The sequence below is a fragment of the Aquabacterium sp. genome, assembly GCF_049274795.1.
Lineage (GTDB): Bacteria > Pseudomonadota > Gammaproteobacteria > Burkholderiales > Burkholderiaceae_C > Aquabacterium.
This window is the reverse complement of record NZ_JBASTH010000055.1, coordinates 23423-39951: the sequence shown is the minus strand read 5'-3', so window position 1 is coordinate 39951 and position 16529 is coordinate 23423. Positions and strand designations below refer to the sequence as shown.

The 16529-nt window shown below is 65.8% G+C and carries 13 protein-coding genes and 1 pseudogene; 9 read left to right on the top strand and 5 right to left on the bottom strand.

Annotation, left to right across the window (positions count from 1 at the left end; translation table 11 throughout):
* Position 1: 1 nt before the first annotated feature.
* The 4 genes from WAQ08_RS08600 to def all read right to left on the bottom strand — a co-directional run bounded on the left by WAQ08_RS08600 (position 2) and on the right by def (position 5964).
* The gene (locus WAQ08_RS08600; RefSeq protein ID WP_422190948.1) at positions 2-3274 is read right to left on the bottom strand and encodes a bifunctional diguanylate cyclase/phosphodiesterase; all 3273 of its coding nucleotides are present in this window, start codon (positions 3272-3274) and stop codon (positions 2-4) included.
* 126 nt (positions 3275-3400) lie between these two features.
* The gene (gene htpX, locus WAQ08_RS08595; RefSeq protein WP_422190946.1) at positions 3401-4261 is read right to left on the bottom strand and encodes a zinc metalloprotease HtpX; all 861 of its coding nucleotides are present in this window, start codon (positions 4259-4261) and stop codon (positions 3401-3403) included.
* A 228-nt stretch (positions 4262-4489) separates the two neighbouring features.
* Positions 4490-5437 carry a methionyl-tRNA formyltransferase gene (gene fmt / locus WAQ08_RS08590; RefSeq protein WP_422190943.1) on the bottom strand — a complete coding sequence of 316 codons (948 nt, stop codon included), beginning with the start codon at positions 5435-5437 and terminating at the stop codon, positions 4490-4492.
* Between the two features lie 8 nt (positions 5438-5445).
* Positions 5446-5964 carry a peptide deformylase gene (def, locus tag WAQ08_RS08585; RefSeq protein ID WP_422190941.1) on the bottom strand — a complete coding sequence of 173 codons (519 nt, stop codon included), beginning with the start codon at positions 5962-5964 and terminating at the stop codon, positions 5446-5448.
* Between the two features lie 305 nt (positions 5965-6269).
* Here def and WAQ08_RS08580 point away from each other — a divergent pair, with 305 nt between their 5' ends.
* The 9 genes and pseudogenes from WAQ08_RS08580 (at position 6270) to WAQ08_RS08540 (ending at position 15968) form a co-directional block, all read left to right on the top strand.
* Positions 6270-7412, top strand: a complete 1143-nt coding sequence (locus WAQ08_RS08580) for a LysM peptidoglycan-binding domain-containing protein (RefSeq protein ID WP_422190939.1) — start codon at positions 6270-6272, stop codon at positions 7410-7412.
* A gap of 143 nt (positions 7413-7555) precedes the next feature.
* The gene (gene dprA / locus WAQ08_RS08575) at positions 7556-8749 is read left to right on the top strand and encodes a DNA-processing protein DprA (protein WP_422191001.1); all 1194 of its coding nucleotides are present in this window, start codon (positions 7556-7558) and stop codon (positions 8747-8749) included.
* A gap of 43 nt (positions 8750-8792) precedes the next feature.
* Complete coding sequence (gene lipB, locus WAQ08_RS08570) at positions 8793-9485, top strand: lipoyl(octanoyl) transferase LipB (RefSeq protein ID WP_422190937.1); 693 nt, start codon at positions 8793-8795, stop codon at positions 9483-9485.
* Between the two features lie 185 nt (positions 9486-9670).
* The gene (gene lipA / locus WAQ08_RS08565; RefSeq protein ID WP_422190935.1) at positions 9671-10675 is read left to right on the top strand and encodes a lipoyl synthase; all 1005 of its coding nucleotides are present in this window, start codon (positions 9671-9673) and stop codon (positions 10673-10675) included.
* 401 nt (positions 10676-11076) lie between these two features.
* The gene (locus WAQ08_RS08560) at positions 11077-12624 is read left to right on the top strand and encodes a methyl-accepting chemotaxis protein (RefSeq protein ID WP_422190933.1); all 1548 of its coding nucleotides are present in this window, start codon (positions 11077-11079) and stop codon (positions 12622-12624) included.
* A 20-nt stretch (positions 12625-12644) separates the two neighbouring features.
* On the top strand, positions 12645-13493 hold the full coding sequence (locus tag WAQ08_RS08555; RefSeq protein WP_422190931.1) for a hypothetical protein: 849 nt from the start codon (positions 12645-12647) through the stop codon (positions 13491-13493).
* 362 nt (positions 13494-13855) lie between these two features.
* Positions 13856-15049: a phosphoglycerate kinase gene (locus WAQ08_RS08550; protein WP_422190929.1), complete on the top strand. Its 1194-nt coding sequence runs from the start codon at positions 13856-13858 to the stop codon at positions 15047-15049.
* Between the two features lie 282 nt (positions 15050-15331).
* Positions 15332-15625: pseudogene (locus tag WAQ08_RS08545) on the top strand (LysR substrate-binding domain-containing protein); the annotation flags it as partial.
* Positions 15543-15968, top strand: a complete 426-nt coding sequence (locus WAQ08_RS08540) for a LysR substrate-binding domain-containing protein (RefSeq protein WP_422190927.1) — start codon at positions 15543-15545, stop codon at positions 15966-15968. The pseudogene WAQ08_RS08545 and the gene WAQ08_RS08540, both read left to right, overlap by 83 nt.
* Here WAQ08_RS08540 and WAQ08_RS08535 read toward each other — a convergent pair.
* Positions 15904-16500, bottom strand: coding sequence for a DNA-3-methyladenine glycosylase I (locus WAQ08_RS08535; RefSeq protein WP_422190925.1), 597 nt, complete (start codon positions 16498-16500; stop codon positions 15904-15906). The two genes, WAQ08_RS08540 and WAQ08_RS08535, sit on opposite strands and share 65 nt — an antisense overlap.
* Positions 16501-16529: the final 29 nt, after the last annotated feature.

The window sequence follows — 16529 nt, the reverse complement described above, 5'->3', positions numbered from 1 at the left end:
TTCAGGCGCGAGCGTGAAGATTGTCCGCATCGAAGGTGCTGCATTCGCGTGCATGGCGCACCAGCAAGGCTTCGAAGTCGTCTTCTTTCATCGGGCGGCCCAGGTGGTAACCCTGGGCTTCGTCGCAGCCGTGGTCGCGCAGGAAATCCTTCTGTGCTTCGGTTTCGACGCCTTCGGCCACGATGCCCACTTCCAGGCGGTGCGCCATGGCAATCAGGGCAGCGGCCAGGCGGCTGTCGCCCTCGGATTGCGGCACCGAGCTCAGGAAGCTGCGGTCCAGCTTGAAGCGGTCCACCGGCAGCTCGCGCAGGTAGGCGAAGCTGGAGTAGCCCACGCCGAAGTCGTCGATGGCGATGCTCACGCCCAGGGCGCGCAGTTCGGCCAGGATGTCGGCGGCGCGCAGTGATTCACGCACCACCACGCTTTCGGTGATCTCCAGCTCCAGCGCGGTGGCCGGCAGGCTGGTCTCCGCCAGGGCCTGGGCCACGGTGGCGGCGATGCCGTGCTGGTCGAGCTGCACGGCCGACAGGTTCACGGCGATGCGCAGCGGCCAGCCGGTCTTGCTGCGCCAGGCCTGGGCCTTGGCGCAGGCCTCGCGCAGCACCCAGGCGCCCATCTCGACGATGAGGCCGGATTCTTCGGCCAGCGGGATGAACTCGGCGGGCGAGACCAGCTTGCCCTTGTGCTCCCAGCGCAGCAGCGCCTCGGCGCCGGTGATCTGGCCGCTGGCGCAGTCGAACTGCGGCTGGTAGTGCAGGCGCAGCTCGTTGCGCTCCAGTGCCTTGTAGAGGTCGTTTTCCAGCACCAGGGTGTCGGCGGTGGGCGACTCCATCTTGTCGCTGTAGACCTGGATGCGGTTGCGGCCGTTGTTCTTGGCGCGGTACATGGCCAGGTCGGCATGGCGCATCAGCGTGATGGCATCGACGCCGTGCTGCGGGTAGATCACCAGGCCCACGCTGGGCGTGACGCGCAGTTCGTGCGGGCCCACGCGCAGCGGCTCGGTGAACAGGTCCAGCACCTTCTGCGCCACGCGCTCGCCATCGGCTTCCTCGGCGATCTGCGGCAGCAGCACCACAAATTCATCACCGCCCAAGCGGGCCACGATGTCGCTGGTGCGCATGGCGGTGCGCAGGCGGCGCGCCACCTCGATCAGCACGCTGTCGCCGATGTGGTGGCCCAGGCTGTCGTTGATCTTCTTGAAACGGTCCAGGTCCAGGAACATCAGGGCCATCGCATGGTTTTCGCGGTCGGCCGCGGCCATGGCGGCCTTGAGGTGGTCCTGCAGCATGTTGCGGTTGGGCAGGGCCGTCAGCGCGTCGTGCATGGCCATGTGCTGCAGCTGGCGCTCGGCCTCGCGGCGCAGGGTCACGTCCTGCGCCATGGCCAGGTAGCCCGTCAGGTTGCCCATCTCGTCGTTGAGCTCGGTCACCGTGATCTCGGCCACCAGGTGGCGGCCGTCGGCGCGCACCAGGGTCCATTCGCTGGGCAGGCCGGGTGATTCCTCGGCCAGGTGGGTCAGCACGTTCAGTTCGGGCACGGGCTGGTTCAGGCGCAGCGCGAGCATGCGCGCGCGGTCGGCCACCTCGTCCGCATCGAAGAAGCGTTGCGCGGTGCTTTGCCCGATCAGCTCGTTCAGGCGGTAGCCCAGCAGTGCCTCGCCCGCAGGGTTTACCGTCTGGATCACGCCATGGCGGTTGAGCATCAGGATGGCGTAGGGCGCGTGGTGCACGATCACGCGGCGCATCTCGTCGACCTCGTTGAGCTGGCGCTGGGCTTCCAGCACGGCCAGCTCGGCGGCGGCCTGGTCGCTCAGGTCACGCACGATGCCGATGTACTGGGTCTCGCCGTCCTGTTCCATCGTGCTGATGGCCAGGTCCACGGGGAAGTGTTGGCCATTGGCGCGCAGGCCCTCGGCGCGGCGGCCCAGGCCGATCAAGCCCACGTGCTGCGCCTTGAGGAAAGCCTCCACGCCGCCTTGCTGCAGGGCGCCGTCCGCAGCGGCGGGCAGCAGCAGGCTCAGGTGCTGGCCCACCATGGCGATCTCGCCCCGCCCGAACATGCGGCACAGCGCCTGGTTGACGCTGTGGATGCGGCCGTCTTCGCCGATGGCGATGATGCCGTCGACGGTGTGGTCCACCACGGAGCGCAGTTGTTGCTCGCTCTCGCGGGCCTTGCGGCTGATCTCCTGCGCCATCTGCGCGGCCAGCTCGTGCCGGCTGGCGGCGCTGCGCACGGCCCACCACAGGCCCAGCGAGGCCAGCACGCCGGCCATCAGCAGGGCCAGCGGGTAAGGCTGCTGCGACTGGTTGACGGTGGGGCGCACGAAGCTGACTTGCCAGTGGCGCCCGCCCACATCGATCCGGTAGTGGTTGGCTTCGAGCGCGGCGGTGCTGGCCTTGGCGTCGAAGTTGGTCTGTCCTTGGCTGGCGCTGTCGAACAGGGGCGCGCCTGGGCCGGGCTGGGCCACGGCGTCGACGGGCCCCAGGTCGCTCACACGCCATTGCATCTGCTGCCACTGGGCGGCGGGCAGCACCTGGCGCATCAGGTCGGAGGCGCGGAACACCCCGGTGATCTGCCCGATGTAGGCCTTGCGCCGGGCGGCCTGGGTGTCCAGCGTGATGCCGGCGCGGTACACCGGCAGGCGGATCACGAAGCCCGTGCGGTCCTGTGCCAGTTGCACCAGTGCCATCGGGGGGGACACCATCACCTTGCCGCTGTCGCGCGCGGCCTCGAGGTTGGCGCGGCGCGGGGCCTCGCCGGCGATGTCGAAACCCATGGCCTTTTCATTGCCGGCCATGGGCTCGCTGTACTTCACGGCCACATAGGTGGGGCGCTGGCCGGCCGGGTAGATGGTGTAGCCCGGGTAGCCCTTGGGGTCGACGCTGCGGTCGGCCCGCACGCTGTCTTCGAAGGCCTGCTTGCGCTCGTGGGGCACCAGTTCCGCGAACTGCACGGCCATCAGGGCCTTGTAGTCGGTGCTCTTGCGCAGGGTGAGGTAGCGGTTGTGAAAGACGGCGCGGCTGACGTCGCCGTCCACCAGGTACATCGCCTGGAAGCTGCTGAGCAGATCGGTGTAGCGGTCAAGCTGGCGCTGGAGGGCATCGGCCTGTTGCCGGGTGCTGCTGGCGAAGGCCGCGTCCGATTGCGTGCGCAGTTCTGCCGCTGTGCGTTGCCACAGCAGCACGCTGCCGGCCATGCCCAGCAGCAGCACGCCCCACGCACCTCGTTTCAGCCACGCGGATTCGGTTTTGGCCTTGTTGATCTTTGACAGCATCCAGCGCCCTTGTAAGTCCCGGCGGCGTCGGTGATGCCGACGGCCGGGGCCTTACGAGTTATCGGATGCTTTGACCAAATTCTGACGGGAATAAACCGTCAATACATCACGCTTTTCCGGGCAGCGTCAGCCCCCGCGCGCACCACCCTGGGCCATGGCCATCAGGCGCGCCACGCGCTCCTCGGTGGCCGGGTGGGTGGAGAACAGGCCGCGCAGCCCGCCGCCGGACAGCGGGTTCATGATCATCATCTGGGCCGTTTCGGGGTGACGCTCGGCGGCTTCCAACGGGATGCCCTGGGCGTAGCGGTGGATCTTCTCGAGCGCACTGGCCAGGGCCTGCGGATCGCCGCTGATCTCGGCGCCGCCTCGGTCGGCCTCGAACTCGCGGGCACGGCTGATGGCCATCTGGATCAGGCTGGCGGCCAGCGGGGCCAGGATGGCCACGGCGATGCCGGCGATGGGGTTGGCCGGGCGGCCTTCCGAATCACGCCCGCCGAAGAACATGGCGAAGTTGGCCAGCATCGAGATGGCACCGGCCATGGTGGCGCTGATGGTGCTGATCAGGATGTCGCGGTGCTTGACGTGGGCCAGCTCGTGTGCCATCACGCCGCGCAGTTCACGCTCGCTGAGCACCTGCATGATGCCGGTGGTGGCGGCCACGGCCGCGTTCTCGGGGTTGCGGCCGGTGGCGAAGGCGTTGGGGGCGTTCTCGTTGATCAGGTAGACCTTGGGCATGGGCAGCTCGGCCTTGGCGGCCAACTCCTGCACCATGGCGTAGAAACGCGGCGCGGTGGTGGCGTCCACCTCGCGGGCGTTGTACATCTTCAGCACCATCTTGTCCGAAAACCAGTAACTGAAGAAGTTCATGCCCAGCGCCACGACGAGCGCGAGCACCATGCCGGTACGGCCGCCAATCATGGCGCCGATGGCCATGAACAGGGCCGTGATCGCCGCCATCAGGATGGCGGTTTTCATCATGTTGAACATAAGGCGGGCTCCTTCTGGCGAAGCCGGTGAACCGCCACATGGCGGCACCGGGGTAGATACGGGCGAATTCCGGAAGTTCAAGCCCGGTTCAGGTTTTGTTCAGTTCTTCTAAGTGCCCCCAGGGCCGGGCTGAGCCCGACCCGCCCCCCGCGGGGGACAAGGAAACTTGGGGCGGCCCGGCGTTTCCTTGAACGGCATGCAGGAGGCACGCCAGGTAGGCAGGGGCTTTCAGGCCAGGTGCGGGGGCGGGCCGGCCGGAGCGTTCTGCAGGAAATCCTTGGCGGGCATGCGCTTGCCGCCGGGGCGCTGCAAGGTGTGCAGGGCCAGGGCCTGTTCGCCGCAGGCCACCACCAGGGTGTCGCCCTGGGCGTGCAGCACCTCGCCCGGGGTGCCGCTGGCCTGCACCACGCTGGTGCGCCACAGCTTGATGGTGTCGCTGCCCAGGGCGAAGGTGCTGCCGGGGAAGGGGTCGAAGGCGCGCACGCGGCGTTCGATCTCGGCGGCGGGTTGGTGCCAGTCGATGGCGGCCTCGGCCTTCTCGATCTTGTGCGCGTAGGTGACGCCTTCGGCGGGCTGGGGCTGGGGCGTGAAGCCGCCGCAGGCGGCCAGTTCCAGTGCCTCGACGATCAGGCGGCCGCCCAGCGTGGCCAGGCGGTCGTGCAGCACGGCGGTGGTGTCGTCGGGGCGGATGGGCTCGCGCTCGATCAGCAGCATGTCGCCCGTGTCCAGGCCTTCGTCCATCTGCATGATGGTGATGCCGGTGGCCTCATCGCCCGCCTCGATGGCGCGGTGGATGGGCGCGGCGCCGCGCCAGCGCGGCAGCAGCGAGGCGTGGATGTTCAGGCAGCCTAGGCGGGGCAGTTGCAGCGTCCACTTGGGCAGGATCAGGCCGTAGGCAGCCACGACCATCACGTCGGCGCCCACGGATTCGAGCAGGGCCTTGGCGGCGGCGGCCTCATCCGGGTACTTGCCGTCGAGCTTGAGGCTGTGCGGCTGGGCCACCTGGATTCCGTGCTCCAGCGCGAACTGTTTCACGGGTGAGGCCTGCAGCTTCATGCCGCGGCCGGCGGGCCGGTCGGGCTGGGTCAGCATCAGGGCGATCTGGAAACCGGCGGCGTGCAGGGCGGCCAGGGCTTCGCGGGCGAACTCCGGCGTGCCGGCAAAGACGAGCTTCATGCCTGCTTTCATGCGGCTTCGTCGTCTTCTTTGGAGCGCTTTTGCAGCTTGGTCTTGATGCGGTTGCGCTTGAGCGCGGAGAGGTATTCCACGAACACTTTGCCCATCAGGTGGTCCAGCTCGTGCTGCACGCACACCGAGAGCAGGTCGTCGTCGGCGTCGAATTCGTAGGGCTGGCCGTCGCGGCCCAGGGCCCGCACGCGCACGCGGGCGTGGCGCTCCACCTTGTCATAGATGGTGGGCACCGACAGGCAGCCTTCTTCCCAGACGATCATCTCGTCGCTGCGCCCGATGATCTCGGGGTTGATCAGCACGCGCGGGTCGTTGCGCTCCTCGCTGGTGTCGATCACGACCACGCGCTCGTGCACATCCACCTGGGTGGCGGCCAGGCCCACGCCCTTGGCGTCGTACATGGTCTCGAGCATGTCGTCGACCAACTGGCGGATGCGGTCGTCCACCTGCGCCACGGGCTTGGCCACCTTGTGCAGGCGCGGGTCGGGGTAGCGGAGGATGGTCAGCAGGGCCATGGTGCGCAGACTGAAAACGGACGGGTTCGGTGTGGAATCGATGCAACGCCGGGCATGGGCGAAGCTGCCACAGCGGAGGGGCGCCACGGTAACACAGGGCAACCCGCGTTGCCGCAGCTTGCAATTTCCGGGCAGAATCCAACGATCATTGACCGGATTGTGCCGAATCTCCCGGATCCGCGCTGAAAACAGTGCTTCCCCGCGTGGTCGTCCTGTCTGGGCGGTCTGGCCGTCAAGCCGGGTGCGAAACAAGGGGTCGGGAGGACGACTTGGAGACTGTTTTGAAGACACGCAATGCCCTGTCCATGGCCAAGGCGATCGGAGTGCTGATGCTGATGGGGGGCGTGGCGCAAGCCGTGCAGGCCCAGACGGCGCCCAACTTTCCGATCACCGCGCAGCAGAAAGCCACCGCCAGCCAGGTGGCCGAGGCCGGGGTGCCGCTGTCCGAACTGGCGCCCAACGCGCCGGATTCCTACACCGTCAAGCGCGGCGACACACTGTGGGCCATCTCGGGCCTGTTCCTCAAGCGCCCCTGGCGCTGGCCGGAACTGTGGGGCATGAACCTGCAGCAGATCCGCAACCCCCACCTGATCTTCCCGGGGCAGGTGCTCTACCTGGACAAGTCCAACGGTCGGGCGCGTCTGCGCCTGGGCCAGCCGCTGAGCCCCAACGGGGATGTGCGTCTGTCGCCCCGTGTGCGTGAGACCGATCCCAACGATGCGATCACCACGGTGCCGCTGCATTTGCTGGAGCCCTTCTTCAACGAAGCCGTTATCTTCAATGACGGCAACGAGTTGCTGACCGCTCCACGTGTGGTGGCCACCCAGGAAGGCCGCGTGATTGTCTCCCGTGGTGAAACTGCCTACATCCGTGGTGACACCCAAGGGCGCCGCGAGTTCCGCCTGTTCCGCGAGCCCAAGCCGCTGCGTGACCCGACCACCCAGCAGGTGCTGGGCTACGAGGCCGTTTATGTGGGGGCGGCCGATCTGGTGCGCCTGGGCGCCGAAGGTACCGGCGCCGATGGCAAGCCGCTGGTGATCCCCTCCACCATCACCATCACCAGCACCCGCCAGGAAGCCATGATGGGTGACCGCCTGGCACCCGTGCCCCCCCGTGATTTCGACACTGCGGTGCCACATGCGCCGCAAACCGAGATCGCCGGGCAGATCGTCTCCTTGTATGGTGAGGCGCTCACGGCGGGGCAGAACCAGATCGTGTCGATCAACCGTGGCAAGGCCGATGGCATCGAACGCGGCCACGTGCTGGCGCTGTGGCGCGATGGCCGCGTGATCAAGGACTCGACCGATGCGGACAAGGCCACCTTGAAGCTGCCTGATGAGCGTCACGGACTGCTCTATGTGTTCCGTACTTTCGAGCGTGTGTCCTACGCCCTGATCCTGCAGGTGCAGGAGCCGGTCAAGCCTGGCGACCGCTTCACTCAGCCCTGAGTTGCCGCCCTGAGCTTTCCGGGGCCTTCCGGGGTGTATACGGGCCTTTGCTATGCCTGCCTGATGGGGCGGGGGCAAAGGCCTTTTTCATCCATCGCAGTACCTCTTGACGCTGGCGCCCGCTGGGGCGGCTGCCCTTGACCCTGACCCTTGATGAACTGCGGGCGTGGCTGCGCCTGATCCTCACGCCCAAACTGGGCCCGGCGTCTGCCCGGACTTTGCTGGCTGCGCTGGGCTCGCCCCAGGCCGTGTTCGAGGCTGGGCCGGCAGCCTGGGCCGAATTGCTGCCCTCGCGTGAGCGCAAGGGCCTGGCTGATGAGCCCGAGGGGCTGGAGGCGCATGTCCAGGCCACCTGGGACTGGCTGCACGCGGCGCCGGAGGACGCTGGCGACACTGCCGAGCGCGCGGCGCTGACCCTGGCCGATCCCCGTTACCCTAGCGCCTTGCTGGAGGCTGCTGATCCGCCGCTGGTGCTGTTCGCGCAAGGCCGGCTGGCGTTGCTGCACGCATCGGCCATCGCCATCGTGGGCAGCCGCCACCCGACCGAGCAAGGGCGCGACAACGCCAAGGCGTTCGCGCAGGCTTTCAGTGCGGCGGGCCTGACGGTGGTGTCAGGCCTGGCCGATGGCATTGACGGCGCCGCCCACGAAGGCGCCTTGGCGGCGATGGGTGATGTACCGAGTGATGCACCGGATGCCGCCGGATCGGCGGGCAGCACCATTGCGGTGGTAGGCACCGGCCTGGACCGCGTCTACCCCCGCAAGCACCACGCACTGGCGCACCGCATCGCCAACCAGGGGCTGCTGCTGGGTGAATGCCTGCTGGGCACGCCCCCGCTGGCCCCCAACTTCCCTCGGCGCAACCGCATCGTGGCGGGGCTCACGCGCGGCACCCTGGTGGTGGAGGCCGCGGTGCAGTCTGGCTCGCTGATCACCGCCCGCCTGGCGGCCGAGATGGGGCGTGAGGTGTTCGCCATTCCCGGCTCGATCCACGCACCGCAGTCACGCGGTTGCCATGCGCTGATCAAGCAGGGCGCCAAGCTGGTGGAAACGGCGCAGGACGTGATGGACGAGTTGCACTGGGGCCAGTCGGCCAATCCCGTAGCGCCTGTTGCCAGCGCAGGCGCAGGCGAGTTGCCTGGCCAGGCCGACGATGACACCAGCATCGAAGACACGCTGCTGAGCGCCATGGGCTACGACCCGGTCGGTCTGGACTCGCTGGCCGCCCGCACCGGCTTCGGCCCGGCCGATCTGGGCGTGCGCTTGCTCGAACTGGAACTGGCGGGCCAGGTGGCCCGGCTGCCGGGGCAACTCTTCCAGCGTCGCGCTGGCGCCTGAGCCCACCCCGGCAAGCCCGTGCGGTCGGTGGTACAACCGGCGCATGTCCACGTCCTTGCTCACCGAATTCCTGGGGGTGGTTCCCTACGAGTCCACCTACGGCGCCATGCGCGAGTTCACCGAATCGCGCAGCCCGGACATGCCTGATCGCTTGTGGATCTGCCAGCACCCGCCGGTGTTTACCCAGGGCCTGGCGGGCCAGGCCGGCCATGTGCTGCTCAACCCCGAGGGGCCTGGCCACATCCCCGTGGTGCAGAGCAACCGCGGCGGCCAGGTCACCTACCACGGCCCCGGCCAAGTGGTGGGCTACCCCCTGCTGGACCTGCGCCGGCGCGGCTACTTCGTGAAGGAATACGTGTACCGCATCGAGGAGGCCGTGATCCGCACCCTGGCCCCGTTGGGCGTGACCGGGCACCGGCTGGCGGGCGCCCCCGGCATCTATGTGAGGCTGGATGATCCCGGTGCTCACGCGGCCCTGAGCGATCCACCCGATCCGCGCGATCCCTTCAAGGGTCTGGGCAAGATCGCGGCCCTGGGCATCAAGGTGACCCGGCACTGCACCTATCACGGCGTGTCGCTCAACGTGGCGATGGACCTGTCGCCCTACCAGCGCATCAACCCCTGCGGCTATGCCGGGCTGCGCACGGTGGACCTGGCCACCCTGGGCATCCAGGCCGACCCGGACGAGGTGGCCCGCCTGCTGGCCGCCAAGCTGGAGGCCTGGCTGGCGCCTTGAACTGATCTTTTCGGCCAGGGGCGCGGGCAACCGGCTGAATGAGCCCCGTGCGACAGGGCGCATTGTGGAAGTCCACACCTCCGGCAGGCTCGGGCATTCCCCCGTCCGAAAGCCTGATCGGCTACAGTGACGGCTCGGCTCTTTGGTTTCCGCGTCGTCCCCGCGGTCAGGGCCGCCTGCAGCCCATGTCCACGAACCTGAACGATCCCGTGCCGGCGCCCGCCGCCACGTACGACCCCGCCGCCAAGCAGAAGGCCCAGGCCAAGACCGCACGCATCCCCATCAAGATCGTGCCCGCTGGCGAGGTGCTGAAAAAGCCCGACTGGATCCGCGTCAAGGCTGGCTCGCCCAACACCCGCTATTACGAGATCAAGCAGATCCTGCGTGAGCACAAACTGCACACGGTCTGCGAAGAGGCCTCGTGCCCCAATATCGGCGAATGCTTCGGCAAGGGCACGGCCACCTTCATGATCATGGGTGACAAGTGCACCCGCCGCTGCCCCTTCTGCGACGTGGGCCATGGTCGCCCCGATCCGCTCGACGTGGACGAGCCCGCCAACTTGGCCAAGACCATTGGCGCGCTCAAGCTGAGCTACGTGGTGATCACCAGCGTGGACCGCGACGATCTGCGCGACGGCGGTGCCGGCCACTTCGTGGAGTGCATCCGCCAGGTGCGAGAGCAATCGCCCAACACCCGCATCGAGATCCTGACGCCCGATTTCCGTGGCCGCATGGACCGCGCGCTGGAGATCCTCAAGGCCGCGCCGCCCGATGTGATGAACCACAACCTGGAGACGGTGCCGCGCCTGTACAAGGAAGCCCGCCCAGGCTCTGACTACCAATACAGCCTGAACCTGCTCAAGCGCTTCAAGGAATTCGCGCCGCACGTGCCCACCAAGAGCGGCCTGATGCTGGGCCTGGGCGAGACGGACGAAGAGATCCTGCAGGTGATGCGCGACATGCGCGAGCATGGCATCGACATGATCACCATCGGCCAGTACCTGGCCCCCAGCGGCCACCACCTGCCGGTGCGCCGCTATGTGCACCCGGACACCTTCAAGATGTTCGAGCGCGAGGCCGAAGCCATGGGCTTCACGCACGCGGCCGTGGGCGCGATGGTGCGCTCCAGCTACCACGCCGACCAGCAGGCGGCGCATGCAGGTGTGGATGTCAGCGTCAAGAGTGAGTGAGAAAAGTCAGGAGTTTTGAGAAAGACTTGCGCTCTTAAGGCACACCAAGCTGCTTCGGGTGGTTAATGGTTAACGACCGCCGACTGGTTGGTAAACCTTCTGTCCATCGAGCAATCTTCTCCGGATAGTGTTGTCTGTGAGCTGGAGAGGGGTGGGCTTATCGCACGCATTGCCGACTGAGGCGACTCTGCCGTCTGGAAGGTGTTCCACAGCGCTCACAAGACCGTGTTTGCTTCGTGACGAGAATGTGGCAGTTCGGTGGCGATTTGCCGCTTCGGAGTCGTCTTCCACGCAAAAGGCAGCAATGACGCGGCAGAAGCGAAATTCACTGTGCGAGAACATCAAGTCCGAAAACAGCATTGCCGATAACCCTAGGGTTGTATCCTCGTAGGTTGTCTCCTGTGCTGTTGTTCTCGCGTAGTTCCATCCGTGCCCGTCTCGCCACTCTTTCCGGGCTCGTCGTCATAGCGCTTGCTATTGTCTGCTTGGCTGGCGCGACCAGCGTGAAGCAGCTAAGCAATCAGTTCGATACCTTCCGCACAGGCGAGTTCGAGCAACTCGCTCACCTTGTGCAGCTCAGGCAGGGCATGGGGGACATCCGGCGATATGAGAAGGATGTGCTGCTCAACATCGACAACGTCGATGAAGCCAAGCGGTACCAGGATAAGTGGAAGGTGTCGGTGAAGGCGACGAAGAGCGACCTTCAAAGGCTCCAAGAGCTGTCTGCCCCAGGTGCGACCAGCGAAATCCTGGACCTTATGGGCAGATATGAGGTGCACGCAGGGGAAGTGCTCCAGAAGACCATCAATGGACAAATCGTGATGGCTTCTGAGGGCAATGAGCAGATGGCTCCAGCCAAGGCGCTTATGCACAAGGCTGACCCGCTGGTTGAAGCCTTGGCCAGCCAGTTGCAGCAGCAGGCCACGGCGCGTGCACATGATGTGTCCGCAGTGGCTTCCAGTCGGCTTGTACTGCTGCTCGCCGTTGCTGGGGCATGTCTGGCCATCTTCATTCCGGCCATTTGGTTTGTGATCCGCTCCATCAGCAGGCCACTCATGGATGCCGTCGCTATAGCTGACCAGGTTGCGGCCGGAGACCTTGCTCACCGCATTGACACATCTGGCGACGGAGAACTGGGCGCGCTGCTGCGCTCCCTGGCCAAGATGCAAGCCAGCCTGAGAGACGTGGTTGCCGGAGTTAAAAGCGCTGGTGATGCCATCTTGGGTGCAAGCTCTGAAGTCGCCCAGGGAAGCCTGCATCTGTCACAGCGAACAGAGCGAGCAGCCGCTGAACTTCAGCGGACGGCCTCGACCATGCAAGAACTCTCCGTCATCGTGGCTCAGTCTCGTACGGAGGCTGAAAAGGTTGCTGATCTCGGCCTGGCGTCGCTGCAGGCTACTCAACGGGGCGGAGCAATCGTTCAAGACGTCGTGACCAACATGTCCAAGGTCAAGGCTTGCTCTGAACAGATCTCTGAAATGATTGGCGTGGTCGATGCCATCGCCTTCCAGACGAACCTGCTGGCCTTGAATGCTGCTGTCGAAGCGGCGCGTGCCGGAGAGCAGGGAAGAGGTTTTGCCGTGGTTGCGGCCGAAGTGCGGCAGCTGTCTCAGCGCTCCGCGATGGCCGCAAAGGACATAGCGAGCGTCATCAAGGGCGCTGTGGCACAAGTCGAGCATGGCAGCAAGCTGGTTGGCGCAGCGCGAGCGGAGATGGATGAGGTGTTGACAGGCGCTCACCAGGTGGCTGCGATGATGAAGGGGCTTAACGCACGGTCAACCGAACAGGCGCAGGATGTCCAGGAAGTCGCCGCTGGTATTGGTGAGCTGGATGCGTGGACCCAGGAGAATGCTGCGCTGGTAGAGCAGTCTTCTGCGGCGGCAGATGCGCTCAAGCAGCAGGCCGTGACGCTCAACGAGATGATGGGCCGATTCCGATTAGCCGCATAGGCGATGTGCTGACCATGGTTATGAAGCACGTCCTCATCGGAGCAACGGACCATCCCGGCAAGCTGGAAATTACGGCTGCGGGATGGGATGGCCGTATCCTGAAGATGTCCCGGGAAGCCTATACCGATTGGCTGGCGGTGCAGCGTGAAGAAGGTGCCGAGAGCATTCGGACCTCCTGTGTGTGCCTGCTACACGCTGACGACTTCGAGCGACAGCAGCCGGAACATCGAACTCTTGGCATTGCGCACATCGAAGCACTTTCCACGCATGATGCATCCCGTGAATTTGGGGCGAATGGGTGGGCGCTTGCACTTGTGTTCACCTCAGCGGGTGATTGGATGAACCTGGCACATGCTCGCCGCATTGAACAGAGATTCCGCGAGTGGGCATTGGCGGCCAATCGCTATGACTTGGAGCCTGCGGTTGGTGGTGCGTATGGACCACTTGGTGGCCACGACGAGCACTTTGTGGAAGCCTATCTGGCACCAGTTCGTGAGGTTCTGCGCTTTGCAGGCGTGGATGTGTTTCAGCCCAACCCCGCGGCTGTCTACACCCACAAGCAGGAAAGCTTGGCTGGGCGGCCTGGCTACGTGGCTAGCTTGCGAATCGCTTCAACGATCAAACGGACCGTGGAGATTCTTGAGGGGAGCCAGCTCTTCGTGCGCGAAAGCAGGGAGAGTATTGCTGCCGTGCGCGATTTGGTGAATGCGGGCGCAGCAACCTTTGATGCGCTGTCCGGCGTCATCACCTTTCGCCGATCGGCAGAAGTTCCAGTGCAGGAGCCAGGCAGCACCATCCTTGGTACCTTCCTTGGTAGATGGCTCAGCAAGAACGGACTACCTCTAAAAGCCGCGTTTACCGTCGGATAGAAGCCCCCCAACTCCAAACGGACCACCGCCAGTCACCGCTCCGTCGAACGGCGGGGATAGCATTTGCTTGCTCATTGAATCCGAGCAATCTGGCAAGCCGTCCTCTTGCTACGTGTCGTAAAGGAATATGGGGCCCTGGAGTATGTCCAGGGTCCCATAGTTCTAAATGGAGTTGGTGGCGTCTGCCGTAAAGCGCGCCCTGATGACCTGGGCCATCGGTGAACTGGGCCGCCGAGTCAACCAACTCTGCTCCACCTTCCCGCAACCGAACCGTTTTAGCCCGTGAGGCAATTGTTCAGGGCGGACTGCCTACAATGCGGGTTTCCCATTCAGGGACAAACTGTTTCTGCTCATCCGCCTCTATGAACATTCTCCGACTAGAAGATCTCGTGGCCCAGGGCAAAGTGGCCAATCAGCGTGTGTTCATCCGCGCCGACCTCAACGTGCCGCAGGACGATGCGGGCAACATCACGGAAGACACGCGTGTGCGCGCCTCGGTGCCGGCGATCGAGCTGGCACTCAAGGGCGGTGCCGCGGTGATGGTGACGTCCCATCTTGGGCGCCCGACCGAGGGTGAGTTCAAACCGGAAGATTCGCTGGCCCCGGTGGCCAAGCGCCTGGGCGAACTGTTGGGCCGCGATGTGCCGCTGGTGAGCAATTGGGTGGACGGCGTGGACGTGAAGCCCGGCCAGGTGGTGCTGCTGGAAAACTGCCGCCTGAACAAGGGCGAGAAGAAGAACAACGAAGAGCTGGCCCGCAAGCTGGCCGCGCTGTGCGATGTGTTCGTGCACGATGCGTTCGGCACGGCTCACCGCGCCGAGGGCACGACCTACGGCATCGCCCAGTTCGCCAAGGTGGCTTGTGCGGGCCCGCTGCTGGCCGCCGAGATCGATGCGATCAACAAGGCCCTGGAAGCGCCCAAGCGCCCGCTGGTGGCGATCGTGGCTGGCTCCAAGGTGTCGACCAAGCTGACCATCCTGCAATCGCTGGCCAAGAACGTGGACGGGCTGATCGTGGGTGGCGGCATTGCCAACACCTTCCTGCTGGCTGCGGGCCTGAAGATCGGCAAGTCGCTGGCCGAGCCGGACCTGCTGGGCGAGGCCAAGGCGGTGATCGACGCCATGAAGGCGCGTGGCGCCGAGGTGCCCATCCCTGAGGACGTGGTGGTGGCCAAGACCTTCGCGGCCGATGCGCCGGCGACGGTGAAGGCCTCGACCGAGGTGGACGATGACGATCTGATCCTGGACATCGGCCCGAAGACGGCGGCCAAACTGGCTGCGCAGCTCAAGCAGGCTGGTACGGTGGTGTGGAATGGTCCAGTCGGCGTGTTCGAGTTCGATGCCTTTGCCCATGGCACGGAGACGATCGCGCGCGCGATCGCCGAATCGAGCGCTTTCAGCATCGCGGGTGGTGGTGACACGCTGGCTGCAATCGCCAAGTACGGCATCGAGAAGGATGTGAGCTACATCTCGACGGGCGGCGGTGCCTTCCTGGAAGTGCTGGAAGGCAAGACACTGCCGGCCTTCGAGATCCTGAGCAAGCGCGCTGCGGGTTGAGGTGGCGTGGGGGGCCTTGATGGCTGCTAATGCAGGCCGAGTGGCAGCACCCCATCCGTGTTCGCAGTCAGGCGGCGCCCTCAACCCATCAACAACCGAAGCAGGATCAGGGTGAGCGTCCAGTCCGGCCATCTTGAAGATCGGCTAGGCGCATAGGAGCCTCGTGTCCACCTCAACTCCTGGTGGACACGTGAATATTACTCCCGATCAACAAGCGGGCGCTCGCCAGCGGCGCCGCAAGCACAGCGACGAGTTCAAGGCTGATGCCGGGCTGAAGCGCCACTGATCCAGCGTTTTCGGGCGCGGCACCCTGGCGTGGCGCTGAACGTGGAAGAGGCCGGCGGTGATGGGATCGAGGCGCGTGTGGCAGCCGGTGAGCTGGAGGTAGGCGTGAGTGTGCTGCCCCTGCATGCGCCCGAATCAGCCGTGGCGGTCAGCAAGCTGGCCACGGCCGAGTTGGGGCGCTTTCCCATCTGCCTGGTGGCCACGGCCGATGCCCCTGGGCGAGGCTCAAGCGCCCGGGCCTGGCCCACCTGGATGGCCTGCCCGTGGTGGTGCCCGCCGAAGGCTTCGCGCTGGGGCGCCACCTGCGCGAGGCCTGGCGGCAGGCGGGCGTGGCCCCCACCCCAAGGTGGTGGCGCAGAGCAGCCAGTGGGATTTCCTGCTGTCGATGGCGGAATCGGGCATGGGCACGGCGGTGCTGCCCCAGCCGCTGCTGCAGCGCTTGACCCTGCCGCCGCACCTGGTGGTGCGGGCCCTGCCGGCGCGCGAGCTGTCCTGGGTGGTGGCGCATGTGTGGGCCACCGACCGCTACCTGGGCCACGCGGTGCGGGCCTGGCTGGCCTGTTGCGGTGTCAGGAGCCCGGGCGGGCGCGTGCCGCCTCGACCCGTGCGGCGCAATCGGTGGCGTGGTCGTTGATCAGCCCCATGGCCTGCATGAAGGCATAGACCGTCGTCGGCCCCACGAACTTCCAGCCGCGCTTTTTGAGGTCCTTGGACAAGGCGATGGCGGTGGGGGAGGTGGAGCGCGTCTGCGGTTCTGTATCCGACGGGTCGAGCCCTTGATGGCGCCAGAAGTACGCGGACAGTGACCCGGCCTCGCGCACCAGGGCCTGGGCGCAGCGCGCGTTGTGGATGGTGGCTTCGATCTTGCCCCGGTGGCGCACGATGCCGGTGTCCTGCAACAGGCGCTCGACATCGCGTTCGGTGAAGCGAGCCACCTTGTCGACATCGAAGCCTTTGAACGCCTTGCGGAAGTTCTCCCGCTTGGCCAGGATCGTGCGCCAGCTCAGGCCCGACTGGAAACCCTCCAGGCAGATCTTCTCGAACAGGCGGGTGTCGTTTACCACCGGGAAGCCCCATTCGTGGTCGTGGTACGCGATGTATTCTGGCGTGCTCAGGCACCAGTGGCAACGCAGGATGCCGTCGGGGCCGGGGGCTGCATGGTTCATGGGGTGACCGTGTGGAAGGATTATTGAAG